Origin of the sequence: Kineococcus mangrovi (assembly GCF_041320705.1) — a bacterium.
Taxonomy (GTDB): Bacteria; Actinomycetota; Actinomycetes; order Actinomycetales; family Kineococcaceae; genus Kineococcus; species Kineococcus mangrovi.
This window is the reverse complement of sequence record NZ_JBGGTQ010000004.1, coordinates 301,158-315,149: the sequence shown is the minus strand read 5'-3', so window position 1 is coordinate 315,149 and position 13,992 is coordinate 301,158. Positions and strand designations below refer to the sequence as shown.

Genomic DNA, 13,992 nt, shown 5'->3' with positions numbered 1-13,992 from the left:
GGCAGCGCGAACGGTTTCAGAGCGCGAGGCGGGCGCGCACCACGTCGGCGAGCCGGTCCGCGACGGCCTGCGCGTGCTGCGTGTGCGCGGCCTCGACCATGACCCGCACCAGCGGTTCGGTGCCGCTGGGCCGCAGCAGCACCCGGCCGGTCCCGCCGAGCTCGTGCTCGGCCTGCGCCACGGCCGCCAGCAGGTCGGCGTCCGCGCCCGCCCGGGACTTGTCGACCCCGCGCACGTTGACGAGCACCTGCGGCAGCCGCTGCACCACCGAGGCGAGGTCGGCGAGGGTGCGGCCCGTCTCGGCCATCCGGGCGGCCAGCTGCAGGCCCGTCAGGACGCCGTCGCCCGTGGTGGCGTGCGCGGGCAGCACGACGTGCCCGCTCTGCTCCCCGCCGATGCTCCACCCGCCGGCGCTCAGCGCCTCCAGGACGTAGCGGTCCCCCACGCCCGTCTCCACGACGGTGACGCCCTCGCGCTGCATGGCGAGCTTGAGGCCGAGGTTGCTCATGACGGTCGCGACGAGGGTGCCGTCGGTCAGCCGGCCCCGGTCGCGCAGGGCCAGGGCGAGGACGGCCATGATCTGGTCGCCGTCGACGGTGTTCCCGGCCGCGTCCACGGCCAGGCAGCGGTCGGCGTCACCGTCGTGGGCCAACCCCAGGTCGGCACCGTGCGCGAGGACGGCGGCCGTCACGGGTCCCAGGTGCGTCGACCCGCAGCCGTCGTTGATGTTGAGCCCGTCGGGGACGTCGTGCAGCGTCGTGACGCGCGCGCCCGCCTCGCGCAGCACGCGCGGGGAGACGGCGCTCGCAGCGCCGTCGGCGCAGTCGACGACGACGTGCAGCCCCGCGAGCGAGCCGGGGCCGCCGGGCAGGGTGGACAGCAGGTGGTCGACGTAGGTGTCCTGGGCGTCCTGCTCGACGTCGGGGCCGGCGTGGACGCGGCCGACACCGCTGCCGGTCGGCCGTCGCGGCGTCCCCGCGCGGTGGGCCGCCTCGATGCGGTCCTCGACCTCGTCGGGCAGCTTCGTCCCGCCGCGGGCGAAGATCTTCAGCCCGTTGTCGGGCATGGGGTTGTGCGACGCGGACAGCATGACGCCGAAGTCGGCGCCGGAGGTGCCCACGAGGTGGGCCAGGGCCGGGGTGGGGACGACGCCGAGGTCGAGCACGTCGACCCCGGAGCTCGCGAGCCCCGCCACGACGGCGGCCGACAGGAACTCCCCGGAGGCCCGGGGGTCGCGGGCCACGAGGGCGCGGGGGTGCGCCGTCCCACCCTCGTCCACGAGGACGGTGGCCGCGGCGGCCGCCAGCCCGAGCGCCATCTCGGCGGTCAGGTCGACGTTCGCCAGCCCCCGCACACCGTCGGTCCCGAACAGCCGCCCCACCCTGTCGTCCTCTCCCTGCGTTCACGGGCCGTGCCGCTGCGGACACGGCCCCCGGACACCACGACGGCCCCGGGAGAGCTCCCGGGGCCGTCGTGACGATGTTCGCTGGCCGGCGTGCTGCCGGGATCAGCGCTTGCTGAACTGCGGCGCCTTGCGGGCCTTCTTCAGACCGGCCTTCTTGCGCTCGATGGCGCGCGGGTCGCGGGTCAGGAACCCGGCCTTCTTCAGCGCCGGGCGGTTGGCCTCGAGGTCCACCGCGTTGAGCGCGCGGGCCACGCCGAGGCGCAGGGCGCCGGCCTGGCCGGACGAGCCGCCGCCGTGGATGCGGGCGATGACGTCGAACGACCCCTCGAGCGCGGTCACCCGGAACGGCTCGTTGACGAGCTGCTGGTGGACCTTGTTCGGGAAGTAGTCGTCCAGCTCACGGCCGTTGATCTTCCACTGGCCGGAGCCGGGGACGATGCGGACGCGGGCGATGGCCTCCTTGCGGCGGCCGGTGGCCCCGCCGGGGGCGATGACGCTGTTGCCGCCGGTGGCCGGGGCGGACGACTCGGACGTGTAGGTCCCGTCGAACTCGTCCGTCTCGGTGACGTCCTCGACGACCTCTTCGGTGTACTCGCTCACAGTGCTCCTCGCTCAGACGGCCGGGACGGCGGATCGGGCTTCGCCGCGGCTCACTGCGCGACCTGGGTGATCGTGAAGGGCACGGGCTGCTGCGCCGCGTGCGGGTGCTCGGGGCCCGCGTAGACCTTGAGCTTGCTCAGGACCTGACGGCCGAGCGAGTTCTTGGGGATCATGCCGCGGATGGCCTTCTCGACGGCCTTCTCCGGGTTCTTGTCGAGCAGCTCGACGTAACCGGTGGCCTTCAGGCCGCCCGGGTAGCCGGAGTGGCGGTAGGCGACCTTCTGCTCGCGCTTGGAACCCGTGAGGGCGACCTTGGCGGCGTTGACGATGATGACGTAGTCACCACCGTCGACGTGCGGGGCGAAGGTCGGCTTGTGCTTGCCGCGCAGGAGGGTGGCGGCCTGGACGGCCAGACGGCCCAGGACGACGTCCTCCGCGTCGATGACGAGCCAGCGGCGGTCGATGTCGCCCGGCTTCGGGGTGAACGTGCGCACGGGGGTTGCCCATCTCCTCGGACTTGTTGCGGACTGGGCCCGCGCTCGAGTCCTCCGGCACCGGGGGATCCCGGCGCCGTGTGGCAGGCACTGCGTGGGCACAACGACCCATGACGTTACCCGCCGTCCACCTGGCGGGTCAAAACGGCTCGGGCACCCGCTCCCCGTCTCAGCGGACCCGCTCGACGCGCTGCACGTCCCACACGGGCTCGGGGGTCTCCACGACCCGCCCGTCCTCCCCGAACAGCAGGAAGCGGTCGAAGCCGCGGGCGAACCACCGGTCGTGGGTGACGGCCACGACCGTGCCCTCGAAGGCGGCGAGGGCCTGCTCGAGCGCCTCGGCCGAGTGCAGGTCGAGGTTGTCGGTCGGCTCGTCGAGCAGCAGCAGCGTCGCCCCCGACAGCTCCAGCAGCAGGATCTGCAACCGGGCCTGCTGCCCGCCGGAGAGGTTCTCGAACAGCTGCTCGGCGGCCTCGGCCAGCCCGTACCGGTCCAGCGCCCGCGAGGCGGCCTCGCGGTCCAGGCCGTCGCGGTGGGAGGTGCCGCGGTGCAGGACGTCGAGCAGGGACCGGCCGAGGAGGGCCGGCTGCTCGTGCGTCTGGGCGAACCAGCCCGGCCGCACGCGTGCCCCCAGCCGGGCGCTGCCCGCGTGCTGCACCGGGTCCGGGACGTGCTCGTCGACCGGGCGGTGCTCGGCGTCGGGGTCGGAACCGCCGGCGGCGAGCAGCCGCAGGAAGTGCGACTTGCCCGAGCCGTTGGCACCGAGCACGGCCACCCGGTCCCCCAGCCACAGCTCGGCGTCGAAGGGCCGCATGAGCCCGGTGAGCTCCAGGCGCTCGACGACGACGGCGCGCTTGCCGGTCCGCCCCCCGCGCAGGCGCATCCGGACGTCCTGCGCGGCGGGCGGCGCCTGCGGCGGACCCGCCTCCTCGAACTTGGCCAGCCGCGTCTGCGCCGCCGCGTAGCGCGAGGACATGCCGTCGTTGAACTTCGACTTCTCCCGCAGCGTCACCACGAGGGTGCGCAGCTTGACGCGCTCCTCGTCCCAGCGGCGGCGCAGCTCCTCCAGCCGCTCCCCCCGCGCGCGGCGGGCCGCGCCGTAGTCGGCGAAGGACCCGCCGTGCGTCCAGGACACCGCACCGGCCGCGCCGGGTTCGAGGGTGACGACGCGGTCGGCCGCCGCGGCCAGCAGCTCGCGGTCGTGGCTGACGAGCAGCACCGACTTCGGCGTGGCGCGCAGCTGCTCCTCGAGCCAGCGCTTGCCGGGCACGTCGAGGTAGTTGTCCGGCTCGTCCAGCAGCAGGACGCCCTCGGGCCCGCGCAGCAGCGCCTCGAGCACGAGCCGCTTCTGCTCACCGCCCGACAGGGTCCGCACGAGCCGGTTGCGGCAGGAGTCGAAGGGGACGCCGAGGGCGGCCCGGGTGCACTCGTCCCACAGCACCTCCTGCTCGTACCCGCCGGCGTCGCCGAAGTCGGCCAGGGCCTGCGCGTACCGCAGCTGCGACTTCTCCGTCTCCTGCTCGACCATGGCCGCCTCGGCCGTCTCGACGGCCGCGAAGGCCTCCCGCAGCGGGGCGGGGGCCACCGAGACGAGCAGTTCGGCGACCGTCGTGCCGTCGCGCACCGAACCGACGAACTGGCGCATGACCCCGAGACCGCCGCTGCGCGCGACGGCCCCCTCCTGGACGGGTTCGTCCCCCGCGACCAGCCGCAGCAGCGTCGTCTTGCCCGTGCCGTTGGGGCCGATGAGGGCCGTGGTCGACCCGTCGGCCACGCGGAACGAGACCTCGCTCAGCAGCGGCCGGCCGTCGGGGAGCTCGTGGCTCAACCCTGCGACGTCGACGTGCCCACCCGTTGTTCCAGCCACTTCCCCGCTCCTCCTCGCGTGAGCGGCCAGTGTGCCGGGTCGGGGTCAGTGCCCGCCGCTGGTTTCCCCGGCGCCCCCGGGACCGGTGGTCTCGGCGCGGGCGGTGTGCTGCAGCCGCAGGGTGCAGCTCGTCGTGTCCGCGTCCGCCCACGCCCCGCTGACGTCGAGCACCGCGATGCCGGCCGTGCGCAACTGCACCACCTCACCCGTGAGGGCCTCCACGAGCGCGCTGACGCCGGGGTTGTGGGCCACGAGGACGACGGTGGCGTCGGCGGTCTCGGTGTCCAGGCCGCGGACGACGCGCAGCAGGTCGCCCAGGGTGGCCTCGTAGAGCCGTTCCTCGTCGACGACGACGGGCGCGGCGCCCCAGCCGTCGAGCAGCCGGGCGGTCGTCTCCTCGGTGCGCCGGGCCGGGGAGACCAGGAGCAGGTCGCAACCGCCGACGTGCTCGCCCAGCCAACGACCGGCCTGCCGCGCGTCGACCTTGCCGCGCTCGGCCAGGGGGCGGGCGATGTCCTGCAGTCCTACCGGCGAGTCGGCCTTCGCGTGGCGGACGACGACGAGCGTGGGCACCCGGCCCAGCCTGCCGCACGCCCGGCCCCGCGACCCACCCGCCCCTCACCCGCACGGCCCACCCCGTCCCCCACGCGGGGGCAGCCGGTCACGGGAGGGTGCGCACGGCGCGGGACTGCGCGGCGCGGGCGGCGAGGTCGGCGTCGGCGGGGTAGACGACCTCCTCCAGCGTCAGGCCCCGGGGGCCCACGACGGCGACGGCGGGGTCGCGCACGGCGCGGTCCTGCACCAGGCGCGGCCAGTCGACGTCGCGCCGGCCGTCGCCGACGGCGAGCGCGGCACCCACCAGGGCGCGGACCATCGAGTGGCAGAACGCGTCGGCGCGGACGTCGGCGACCAGCAGGCCGTCGTCGGTGCGCCGCCACGAGTACGCGAGCAGGGTGCGCACGGTGCTGGCCCCCTCGCGCGGCTTGCAGAAGGCCGCGAACTCCCGCAGCCCGACCAGGCTGCGGGCCGCGAGGTCCATCGCGGCGACGTCGAGGGGACGGCGGTGGTGCAGCACGTCGAAGCGCCGCAGGGGCGGGACGCCGGCGGGGTCGTCGCACACCCGGTAGGCGTAGCGGCGCCGCAGGGCGCCGAACCGCGCGTCGAAACCGGTGGGGGCCTGCCGAGCGCGCTGGACGCGGACGTCGGGCGGCAGGACGCCCGCCAGGCGCCGCACGAGGGCCGTGCCCGGCGCAGCGCCGGACCGTCCGGGGACCGCGGCCCACGCGGCGGCCGGGACGTCCACGTGGGCCACCTGGCCGCTCGCGTGCACCCCCGCGTCGGTGCGCCCGGCGACGGTCAGCCGAGGAGCCGGGTCGAGCCGCAGCACGCGCCCCACAGCGGCGGTCACCTCGCCCTGGACGGTGCGCAGGCCCGGCTGCTCGGCCCAGCCCGCGAAGCGCGTCCCGTCGTAGCCGAGGTCGAGCCGGACGCGGACGAGCCCGTCCCCCCCGGTGTCGGGGTGGACGGGCTCGTCGGCGGGGAGGGAGGCGCTCAGGCCTGGTCCTTCTTCTCGCCGTCCTGCTCGGTGGCGCTCTCGTCGCTCGGGTCGGCCTCGGCGGCGTCGACCTCGACCGCGTCCGAGGTGGTGTCCTCGGTCGACTCGGTCGCGGTGGTCTCCTCCGCCGGGGTCTCCTCGGCCGGGGTGGACGCCGCGGCGGCCTGCTCGGCCTCGCGGACGACGCCCTGCTTGGCGCTGACCGGCTCCATGACGAGCTGGATCACGGCCATGGGGGCGTTGTCGCCCTTGCGGGGGCCGATCTTCACGATGCGGGTGTAACCGCCGTTGCGCTCGGCCATGGCCGGGGCGATCTCGGTGAAGAGGAAGTGCACGACGGACTTGTCGCGCACCGTCTTCATGACCTCGCGGCGGGCCGCCAGGTCACCCTTCTTCGCGAACGTGATGAGGCGCTCGGCGTGCGGGCGCAGCCGCTTCGCCTTGGCCTCGGTGGTGGTGATGCTGCGGTGTTCGAAGAGCGCAGTCGCCAGGTTGGCGAGGATGAGCTTCTCGTGGGCCGGCCCGCCGCCGAGCCGCGGACCCTTGGTGGGGGTGGGCATTGTGTTGTCTCCTCGGTGTTGCCGCGCGTGTTCTCAGAGCGCGCGGCTGCGGACGGTCAGAGCTGCTCGTCCTCGGCGAACGACTGGTCGTCGTCCTCGAAGTCGTTGACGACGGCGCTCGGGTCGAACCCGGGCGGGGAGTCCTTCAGGTGCAGGCCCATGCCGACCAGCTTGGCCTTGACCTCGTCGATGGACTTCTGCCCGAAGTTGCGGATGTCGAGCAGGTCGGCCTCGCTGCGCGAGACCAGTTCGCCGACGGTGTGGATGCCCTCGCGCTTGAGGCAGTTGTAGGAGCGGACGGTGAGGTCCAGCGCCTCGATCTCGAGCGCGAGGTCGGCCGCGAGCGCGGCGTCGGTCGGCGAGGGGCCCATGTCGATGCCCTCGGCCTCGACGTTGAGCTCACGCGCCAGCCCGAACAGCTCGACGAGCGTCTTGCCGGCGGAGGCGACGGCGTCGCGCGGGGAGATGGCGTGCTTGGTCTCCACGTCCACGACGAGGCGGTCGAAGTCCGTCCGCTGCTCGACGCGGGTCGCCTCGACCTTGTACGTCACCTTCAGGACCGGCGAGTAGATCGAGTCGACCGGGATGCGGCCGATCTCCTGCTCACCGGACTTGTTCTGCGCCGCCGAGACGTAGCCGCGGCCGCGCTCGACCGTCAGCTCCAGCTCGAGCTTGCCCTTGCCGTTGAGCGTCGCGATGTGCAGGTCGGGGTTGTGCACCTCGACCCCGGCGGGCGGGGCGATGTCGGCCGCGGTGACCGCGCCCGGGCCCTGCTTGCGCAGGTACATCACGACGGGTTCGTCGTGCTCGGAGGAGACGACGAGGTTCTTGACGTTGAGGACGATCTCGGTGACGTCCTCCTTGACCCCCGGCACGGAGGTGAACTCGTGGAGCACGCCGTCGATGCGCAGGCTCGTCACCGCGGCGCCCGGGATGGACGACAGCAGGGTGCGGCGCAGCGAGTTGCCGAGGGTGTACCCGAAGCCGGGCTCGAGGGGTTCGATGACGAAGCGCGAGCGGTACTCGTCGACGACGTCCTCGGTGAGGGTGGGGCGCTGTGCGATCAGCACGGAGGTTCCTTCCCGCGGGCGTCCGCCATATGACGCCCCGCACGCCCGTCGACATCGGTCCGCCGACGGGGTCTGACTGCTAGAACTGGGTTCCGGTCGGGACGGCCCCGACCCCCACCGCGCGGGTGGGGGTCAAGGCCGCACCCTCGTCAGACGCGCCGACGCTTGGGCGGACGGCAGCCGTTGTGCGGGCTGGGGGTCACGTCCTGGATCGCGCCGACTTCCAGGCCGGTGGCCTGGAGCGAGCGGATCGCGGTCTCGCGGCCCGAACCCGGGCCCTTGACGAAGACGTCGACCTTGCGCATGCCGTGCTCCTGCGCACGGCGGGCAGCCGCCTCGGCGGCCATCTGCGCGGCGAACGGGGTCGACTTGCGGGACCCCTTGAACCCGACCTGACCGGCCGACGCCCACGCGATGACCGCGCCCGTCGGGTCGGTGATCGAGACGATCGTGTTGTTGAACGTCGACTTGATGTGCGCGTGGCCGTGCGCGACGTTCTTCTTCTCCTTGCGACGCGGCTTGCGCGTCGCACTGGCCTGACGGCTCTTGGGAGGCATGCTCTCCGGACTCCTGGTGGACTGCGACGACTGGGGTGCGAGGGCGAACCACGGGTTCGCGAGGCGGCCCGCTGGTGGACCGCACCGTCACGGGGACGGTTACTTGCGACCGGCCTTCTTCTTGCCGGCCACGGTGCGCTTGGGGCCCTTGCGGGTGCGCGCGTTGGTCTTGGTGCGCTGCCCGCGGACGGGCAGGCCGCGGCGGTGCCGCAGACCGGCGTAGCAACCGATCTCCACCTTGCGGCGGATGTCGGCGGCCACCTCGCGGCGGAGGTCACCCTCGACGCGGTAGTTGCCCTCGATGTGGTCGCGCAGAGCGACCAGGTCGTCGTCCGTGAGGTCGCGGACGCGCAGGTCCGGGCTGACGCCCGTCGCGGCCAGGGTCTCCTGGGCGCGGGTGCGACCGACGCCGTAGATGTACGTGAGCGCGATCTCCAGCCGCTTCTCGCGGGGGAGGTCGACGCCGACGAGACGTGCCATGCGGGATGGTCCCTCTTCTGTCGCGGAGGTCTGCCGCAGGACCGGCCCCGCCGTCTCGAGCGGGCCCCGGCCTCCGACCGGGGGTGTCACCGCACCGCCCCTGACGGGTGCGGTCGGCGGGTCCTGCGAATGGGTGGTGCGCGTCCTCGGCGAGGACTGCGGGTCCGTGCGGCGGTGCGACCCGCTGCGTCAGCCCTGGCGCTGCTTGTGGCGCAGGTTGTCGCAGATGATCATGACCCGCCCGTGACGGCGGATCACCTTGCACTTGTCGCAGATCTTCTTGACGCTCGGCTTGACCTTCATCGTGTCTCCGGTCGTGCAGAACCCGCCCCGGTCTCGGGGCGGGCCGGCGGCCAGTGGGTGGTCACTTGTAGCGGTAGACGATGCGCCCGCGGGACAGGTCGTACGGGCTGAGCTCGACGACCACCCGGTCCTCGGGGAGGATGCGGATGTAGTGCTGACGCATCTTCCCGGAGATGTGGGCGAGCACCTTGTGACCGTTGCTCAGCTCGACGCGGAACATCGCGTTCGGCAGGGCCTCGATCACGGTGCCTTCGATCTCGATGACGCCGTCCTTCTTCGGCATGTCCTCCGCTTTTCATCAAGTGTCGGTGGGAGTCAGCCCGGCCCCGCTGGTGGAACCAACGGGAGGCATGGCGGACCGACGCTCAAGCTTACGCGACGGCGCGCCCTGGGCGAAATCGAGCGATCACGCCGCCGCTCGGCGTTGCGGCGCAACCGAAGAGCACCCGGGGAGCCGGGACGCTCAGTCCTGCGGGACGCTGACTCCGAAGGCGGCCAGTTCCGAGGCCCCGCCGTCGGGCGCCGTGAGCACCCACAGGCCCTCGTCCAGGACGGCGACGGTGTGCTCCCAGTGCGCGGCCCGCGCGCCGTCGGACGTCACGACGGTCCAGTCGTCGGCCAGCACGTCGGTCTCAACGCCGCCGCGCGTGCACATCGGCTCGATGGCCAGGACGAGCCCGGCCTTGACCTTCGGGCCCTTCTCCCGGACGCGGTGGTTCAGCACCTCGGGAGCCATGTGCATGGCCGTGCCGATGCCGTGGCCGGTGTAGCCGTCGACGATGCCCAGGCGGCCGTCGACGGCGTCCTCCACGGCCGCTCCCACGTCCCCGACGCGACCGCGGGCGTCGAGCGCGGCGATGCCGGCCCACAGCGCCTGGCGGGTGATCTCGACGAGCTCGACGTCGCCGGCGTCGGCCGGCTCCCCCACGATCGCGGTGAAGGCCGAGTCGCCGTGCCAGCCGTCGACGACGCAGCCCCCGTCCACGGAGACGACGTCGCCCTCGGCGAGGACCTGGTCCCCCGGGATGCCGTGCACGACGACCTCGTTGACCGAGATGCACAGCGTCTTGGGGTAGCCGTGGTACCCGAGGAAGTTCGAGGTGCCACCACCGGCGCGGATGACCTCGGCCCCCAGGGCGTCCAGCTCGGCGAGGCTGACGCCCGGCCGCAGGGCCGAGCGCACGCTCTGCAGCGCGGCGTGGGTCAGCAGCCCGGCCCGGCGCATGGCCAGCACCTGCTGGGGGGTCTTGTACTCGACCCGTTCACGTCCGAACACGGCGGGCGACCTCAGGCGTCGGGCAGGTCGAGGGCCTTGACGAGGCGCTCGGTCACCGCCGAGATCTCCCCCAGCCCGTCCACCGAGCGCAGCAGGCCGCGCTCGGAGTAGACCTCCACGAGCGGGGCCGTCTGGTCCAGGTAGACCTGCTGGCGGGTGCGGATGACGTCCTCGGTGTCGTCGCTGCGGCCCTGCTCGGCGGCCCGGCGCGACAGCCGGCGCACCAGCTCGTCGGTGTCGGCGGTGATCTCCAGGACGTGCTCGAGCTTGGCCCCGGTCTCGCGCAGCATGTCGTCGAGCTCGCGGACCTGGTCGGTCGTGCGCGGGTAGCCGTCGAGGATGAAGCCCTCGGCCGCGTCCGGCTGCCGGAGGCGGTCGCGGACCATCGCGTTGGTGACCGAGTCCGGGACGTACTTGCCGGCGTCCAGGTACTCCTTGACCGTCGTGCCCAGCTCGGTCTCCTCCGCGACGTTCGCGCGGAAGATGTCGCCGGTCGAGATGGCGGGGACGCCGAGGCGCTCGGACAGGAGCTTGGCCTGGGTGCCCTTGCCCGCACCGGGCGGACCGAGGAGGACGAGACGAGTCATCGCAAGAACCCTTCGTAGTTGCGCTGCTGGAGCTGGGACTCGATCTGCTTCACCGTCTCGAGCCCCACCCCGACGATGATCAGGATCGACGTGCCCCCGAAGGGGAAGTTCGTGTTCGCATTGAAGAGCACGAACGCGATGAGGGGAAGCAGCGAGATGAGCCCCAGGTACAGCGATCCTGGCAGGGTGATGCGGGTGAGGATGTAGTCGAGGTACTCCGCGGTGGGCCGTCCGGCGCGCACCCCGGGGATGAAACCGCCGTACTTGCGCATGTTCTCGGCGACCTCGTCCGGGTTGAACGTGATCGCGACGTAGAAGTACGCGAAGAAGATGATGAGCAGGAAGTAGACCGCCATGTACAGCGGGTGATCACCCTTGGTGAAGTGGTCGGTGATCCAGGCCACCCAGGCCGCGTTCGGGTCGTTGAACTGGGCCACGAGGGCGGGCAGGTAGAGCAGCGACGAGGCGAAGATCACCGGGATGACGCCGGCCATGTTGACCTTGAGCGGGATGTAGGTGGAGGTGCCCCCGTACATCCGCCGGCCGATCATCCGTTTGGCGTACTGGACGGGCACGCGACGCTGGGACTGCTCGACGGCCACGACCGCCGCGACGACGACGAGCCCGATGAGGAGCACGCCCGCGAAGGTCAGCCAGCCGCGCTCGCGGCCGATGGCCAACAGCGAGGTCGGGAAGGTCGCGGCGATCTGGGCGAAGATCAGCAGCGACATGCCGTTGCCGACACCGCGCTCGGTGACGAGCTCCCCCATCCACATGATGAGCCCGGTCCCGGCGGTCATCGTGAGGACCATCAGCAGGATCGTCGGGACGCTCTGGTCGGGCAGGACCTGGGCGTTGCACGAGGTGCCGAACAGGCGCGAGGGCTCGCGGGCGATCGTCACGTAGGTCGTCGACTGCAGGACCGCCAGACCGATCGTCAGGTACCGCGTGTACTGCGTGAGCTTGCTCGTCCCCTGCTGGCCCTCCTTCTTGAGGGCCTCGAAGCGCGGGATGACCACCGTCAGCAGCTGCACGATGATGCTCGCGGTGATGTACGGCATGATCCCGAGCGCGAAGATGCTCAGCTGCAGCAGCGCGCCGCCGGAGAAGAGGTTCGCGAGGCCGAGCAGGTCGTTGCCGGTCTGCGCCACGTCGATGCACTGCTGCACGGCGGAGTACGAGACCCCGGGAGCCGGCACGAAGGAGCCCAGCCGGACCAGGACGATGATCCCGATCGTGAAGAGCAGCTTGCGGCGCAGGTCGGGCGTCCGGAAGGCGCGACCGATTGCGGTGAGCACTACGACCTCCTGCACCGCGCTCCCGGAGGAGCCGGAGTCGTTCCTGGCTGGTCGGACGGGTGGGTCGAACAGGGTGGTTCGGGCACTGCGGGTGGTGCTGGTGGTTCTGGTGGTGGCGCTGGGACGACGCCGCACGAGGCGCGCCACCCCGGTAGACCCTACCTTCCCCCAAACGCACACACGGCGGTAGCGGGCGATCACTCGCCGCTACCGCCGTGGGCGGTGGTGCTGGGCGTCAGCGGACGGTCGTGGACCCGCCCGCAGCCGCGATCTTCTCGGCCGCCGAGGTCGAGAACTTGTCGGCCGTCACCTGCAGGGCCACGGACACCTCACCGGTGCCGAGGACCTTGACGGGCTGGCCCTTGCGGACCGCGCCCTTGGCGACGAGCTCGTCGACACCGACGGTGCCGCCCTCGGGGAAGAGGGTCGCGAGCTTGTCGAGGTTGACGACCTGGTACTCGACGCGGAACGGGTTCTTGAACCCGCGCAGCTTCGGCAGGCGCATGTGGAGGGGCATCTGCCCGCCCTCGAACGCCTCGGGCACCTGGTAGCGGGCCTTCGTGCCCTTGGTGCCGCGACCGGCGGTCTTGCCCTTGCTGCCCTCACCGCGACCGACACGGGTCTTCGCCGTGTTCGACCCCGGGGCGGGACGCAGGTGGTGCAGCTTCAGGACGTGGTCACCCTGGTTCGCCATCAGTCGACCTCCTCAACCTTCACGAGGTGCGCGACGGTGTTCGCCATGCCACGGAACTCGGGCTTGTCGTCCTTGACGACCGACTGCCCGATCTTGTGGAGCCCGAGGCTGCGGAGCGTGTCGCGCTGGTTCCGCTTGCCGCCGATGCCGGACTTGATCTGCGTGACCTTGATGCGACCCATCAGGAGCTCACCCCCGCGGCCTGGGCGCGCAGCAGCGCGACCGGGGTGACCTGCTCCACGGACAGACCGCGGCGGGCCGCCACCTGCTCGGGGCGCTCGAGACCGCGCAGGGCCTCGATCGTCGCGTGCACGATGTTGATCGCGTTGTCGGAGCCGAGCGACTTCGACAGCACGTCGTGGATGCCCGCGCACTCGAGCACGGCGCGGACCGGACCACCGGCGATGACACCGGTACCCGGGGAGGCCGGGCGCAGCATGACCACGCCGGCAGCCTTCTCGCCCTGCACGGGGTGCGGGATCGTCCCCTGGATCTTGGGGACGCGGAAGAAGTTCTTCTTGGCCTCCTCGACGCCCTTGGCGATCGCCGCGGGCACCTCCTTGGCCTTGCCGTAGCCGACACCGACGGTGCCGTCACCGTCACCCACGACCACGAGGGCCGTGAAGCTGAAGCGACGACCGCCCTTGACGACCTTGGCGACGCGGTTGATCGTCACGACGCGTTCGACGAAGTTGCTGCGGTCGCCCGCGTCGCTACGTCCGCGGTTGTCGCGGCCGCCGTCGCGACCGCCACGACCGCGGTCGTTCCCGCGGTTGTCGTTGCGGTTGTCGCCGCCGCCGGCCGCACCGGCGCCTCGGCGCTGGGGTCCAGGCATCAGACGTTCCTCATCTCATCGACTTCGTAGGTCACAGGGACAGCCCCGCCTCACGAGCGCCGTCCGCGATCGCCGCGACGCGCCCGGCGTAGCGGTTGCCGCCGCGGTCGAAGACCACGGACTCGACACCGGCCGCCTTGGCCCGCTCGCCGACGAGCACACCGACGGCCTTGGCCTTGGCCGACTTGTCGTCGCCGCTGGCGCGCAGGTCCGCCTCCATGGTCGAGGCCGACGCCAGGGTGTGACCCGCGGCGTCGTCGATGACCTGGACGAACACGTGCCGCGTGGACCGCGTGACGACGAGGCGAGGACGCACGGCCGTGCCGACGACCTTCTTGCGCACGCGGGTGTGACGACGCTTGCGCGCCGGCGCAGTGCCCTTCTGGGTCTTCTGGGTGGAGAGTCCCATCG

19 protein-coding genes are annotated in these 13,992 nt (G+C 72.4%); all 19 read right to left on the bottom strand.

Annotated features, from left to right (window positions below; all coding sequences use genetic code 11):
• Positions 1–16: 16 nt before the first annotated feature.
• Positions 17–1,381 carry a phosphoglucosamine mutase gene (gene glmM, locus AB2L28_RS10415; RefSeq protein ID WP_370718667.1) on the bottom strand — a complete coding sequence of 455 codons (1,365 nt, stop codon included), beginning with the start codon at positions 1,379–1,381 and terminating at the stop codon, positions 17–19.
• 126 nt (positions 1,382–1,507) lie between these two features.
• Positions 1,508–2,005: a 30S ribosomal protein S9 gene (gene rpsI / locus AB2L28_RS10410; RefSeq protein WP_370718666.1), complete on the bottom strand. Its 498-nt coding sequence runs from the start codon at positions 2,003–2,005 to the stop codon at positions 1,508–1,510.
• A 50-nt stretch (positions 2,006–2,055) separates the two neighbouring features.
• A complete protein-coding gene (rplM, locus tag AB2L28_RS10405) occupies positions 2,056–2,499 on the bottom strand; it encodes a 50S ribosomal protein L13 (protein ID WP_370441251.1) in 444 nt (147 codons plus the stop codon).
• A 169-nt stretch (positions 2,500–2,668) separates the two neighbouring features.
• On the bottom strand, positions 2,669–4,366 hold the full coding sequence (locus AB2L28_RS10400) for an ATP-binding cassette domain-containing protein (protein ID WP_370718665.1): 1,698 nt from the start codon (positions 4,364–4,366) through the stop codon (positions 2,669–2,671).
• 45 nt (positions 4,367–4,411) lie between these two features.
• Positions 4,412–4,939: a SixA phosphatase family protein gene (locus tag AB2L28_RS10395; protein WP_370718664.1), complete on the bottom strand. Its 528-nt coding sequence runs from the start codon at positions 4,937–4,939 to the stop codon at positions 4,412–4,414.
• An 88-nt stretch (positions 4,940–5,027) separates the two neighbouring features.
• On the bottom strand, positions 5,028–5,921 hold the full coding sequence (locus AB2L28_RS10390; protein ID WP_370718841.1) for a tRNA pseudouridine synthase A: 894 nt from the start codon (positions 5,919–5,921) through the stop codon (positions 5,028–5,030).
• Positions 5,918–6,481 (bottom strand): 50S ribosomal protein L17, encoded by a 564-nt coding sequence (rplQ, locus tag AB2L28_RS10385; protein ID WP_370718663.1) that lies wholly within the window; start codon positions 6,479–6,481, stop codon positions 5,918–5,920. Before rplQ ends, AB2L28_RS10390 begins: the two co-directional genes overlap by 4 nt.
• A 56-nt stretch (positions 6,482–6,537) precedes the next feature.
• Positions 6,538–7,551, bottom strand: a complete 1,014-nt coding sequence (locus AB2L28_RS10380; protein WP_367636854.1) for a DNA-directed RNA polymerase subunit alpha — start codon at positions 7,549–7,551, stop codon at positions 6,538–6,540.
• Positions 7,552–7,700: 149 nt separating this feature from the next.
• Positions 7,701–8,108, bottom strand: coding sequence for a 30S ribosomal protein S11 (rpsK, locus tag AB2L28_RS10375; RefSeq protein WP_366172881.1), 408 nt, complete (start codon positions 8,106–8,108; stop codon positions 7,701–7,703).
• A 99-nt stretch (positions 8,109–8,207) separates the two neighbouring features.
• Complete coding sequence (gene rpsM, locus AB2L28_RS10370; RefSeq protein WP_366172883.1) at positions 8,208–8,588, bottom strand: 30S ribosomal protein S13; 381 nt, start codon at positions 8,586–8,588, stop codon at positions 8,208–8,210.
• Positions 8,589–8,777: 189 nt separating this feature from the next.
• A complete protein-coding gene (gene rpmJ, locus AB2L28_RS10365; RefSeq protein WP_106209588.1) occupies positions 8,778–8,891 on the bottom strand; it encodes a 50S ribosomal protein L36 in 114 nt (37 codons plus the stop codon).
• A gap of 61 nt (positions 8,892–8,952) precedes the next feature.
• Positions 8,953–9,174 carry a translation initiation factor IF-1 gene (gene infA / locus AB2L28_RS10360; protein WP_012084955.1) on the bottom strand — a complete coding sequence of 74 codons (222 nt, stop codon included), beginning with the start codon at positions 9,172–9,174 and terminating at the stop codon, positions 8,953–8,955.
• A 180-nt stretch (positions 9,175–9,354) separates the two neighbouring features.
• Positions 9,355–10,167, bottom strand: coding sequence for a type I methionyl aminopeptidase (gene map / locus AB2L28_RS10355; protein ID WP_370718662.1), 813 nt, complete (start codon positions 10,165–10,167; stop codon positions 9,355–9,357).
• Between the two features lie 11 nt (positions 10,168–10,178).
• Positions 10,179–10,754, bottom strand: a complete 576-nt coding sequence (locus AB2L28_RS10350; protein ID WP_370718661.1) for an adenylate kinase — start codon at positions 10,752–10,754, stop codon at positions 10,179–10,181.
• Complete coding sequence (gene secY, locus AB2L28_RS10345) at positions 10,751–12,052, bottom strand: preprotein translocase subunit SecY (RefSeq protein WP_370718660.1); 1,302 nt, start codon at positions 12,050–12,052, stop codon at positions 10,751–10,753. Before secY ends, AB2L28_RS10350 begins: the two co-directional genes overlap by 4 nt.
• Positions 12,053–12,287: 235 nt before the next feature.
• Positions 12,288–12,746, bottom strand: coding sequence for a 50S ribosomal protein L15 (rplO, locus tag AB2L28_RS10340; protein WP_370718659.1), 459 nt, complete (start codon positions 12,744–12,746; stop codon positions 12,288–12,290).
• Positions 12,746–12,928, bottom strand: coding sequence for a 50S ribosomal protein L30 (gene rpmD / locus AB2L28_RS10335; RefSeq protein ID WP_370718658.1), 183 nt, complete (start codon positions 12,926–12,928; stop codon positions 12,746–12,748). Before rpmD ends, rplO begins: the two co-directional genes overlap by 1 nt.
• A complete protein-coding gene (rpsE, locus tag AB2L28_RS10330; protein ID WP_370718657.1) occupies positions 12,928–13,581 on the bottom strand; it encodes a 30S ribosomal protein S5 in 654 nt (217 codons plus the stop codon). The genes rpmD and rpsE overlap by 1 nt, the downstream gene beginning before the upstream one ends.
• Before the next feature lie 31 nt (positions 13,582–13,612).
• On the bottom strand, positions 13,613–13,990 hold the full coding sequence (gene rplR, locus AB2L28_RS10325; protein ID WP_370718840.1) for a 50S ribosomal protein L18: 378 nt from the start codon (positions 13,988–13,990) through the stop codon (positions 13,613–13,615).
• Positions 13,991–13,992 lie beyond the last annotated feature (2 nt).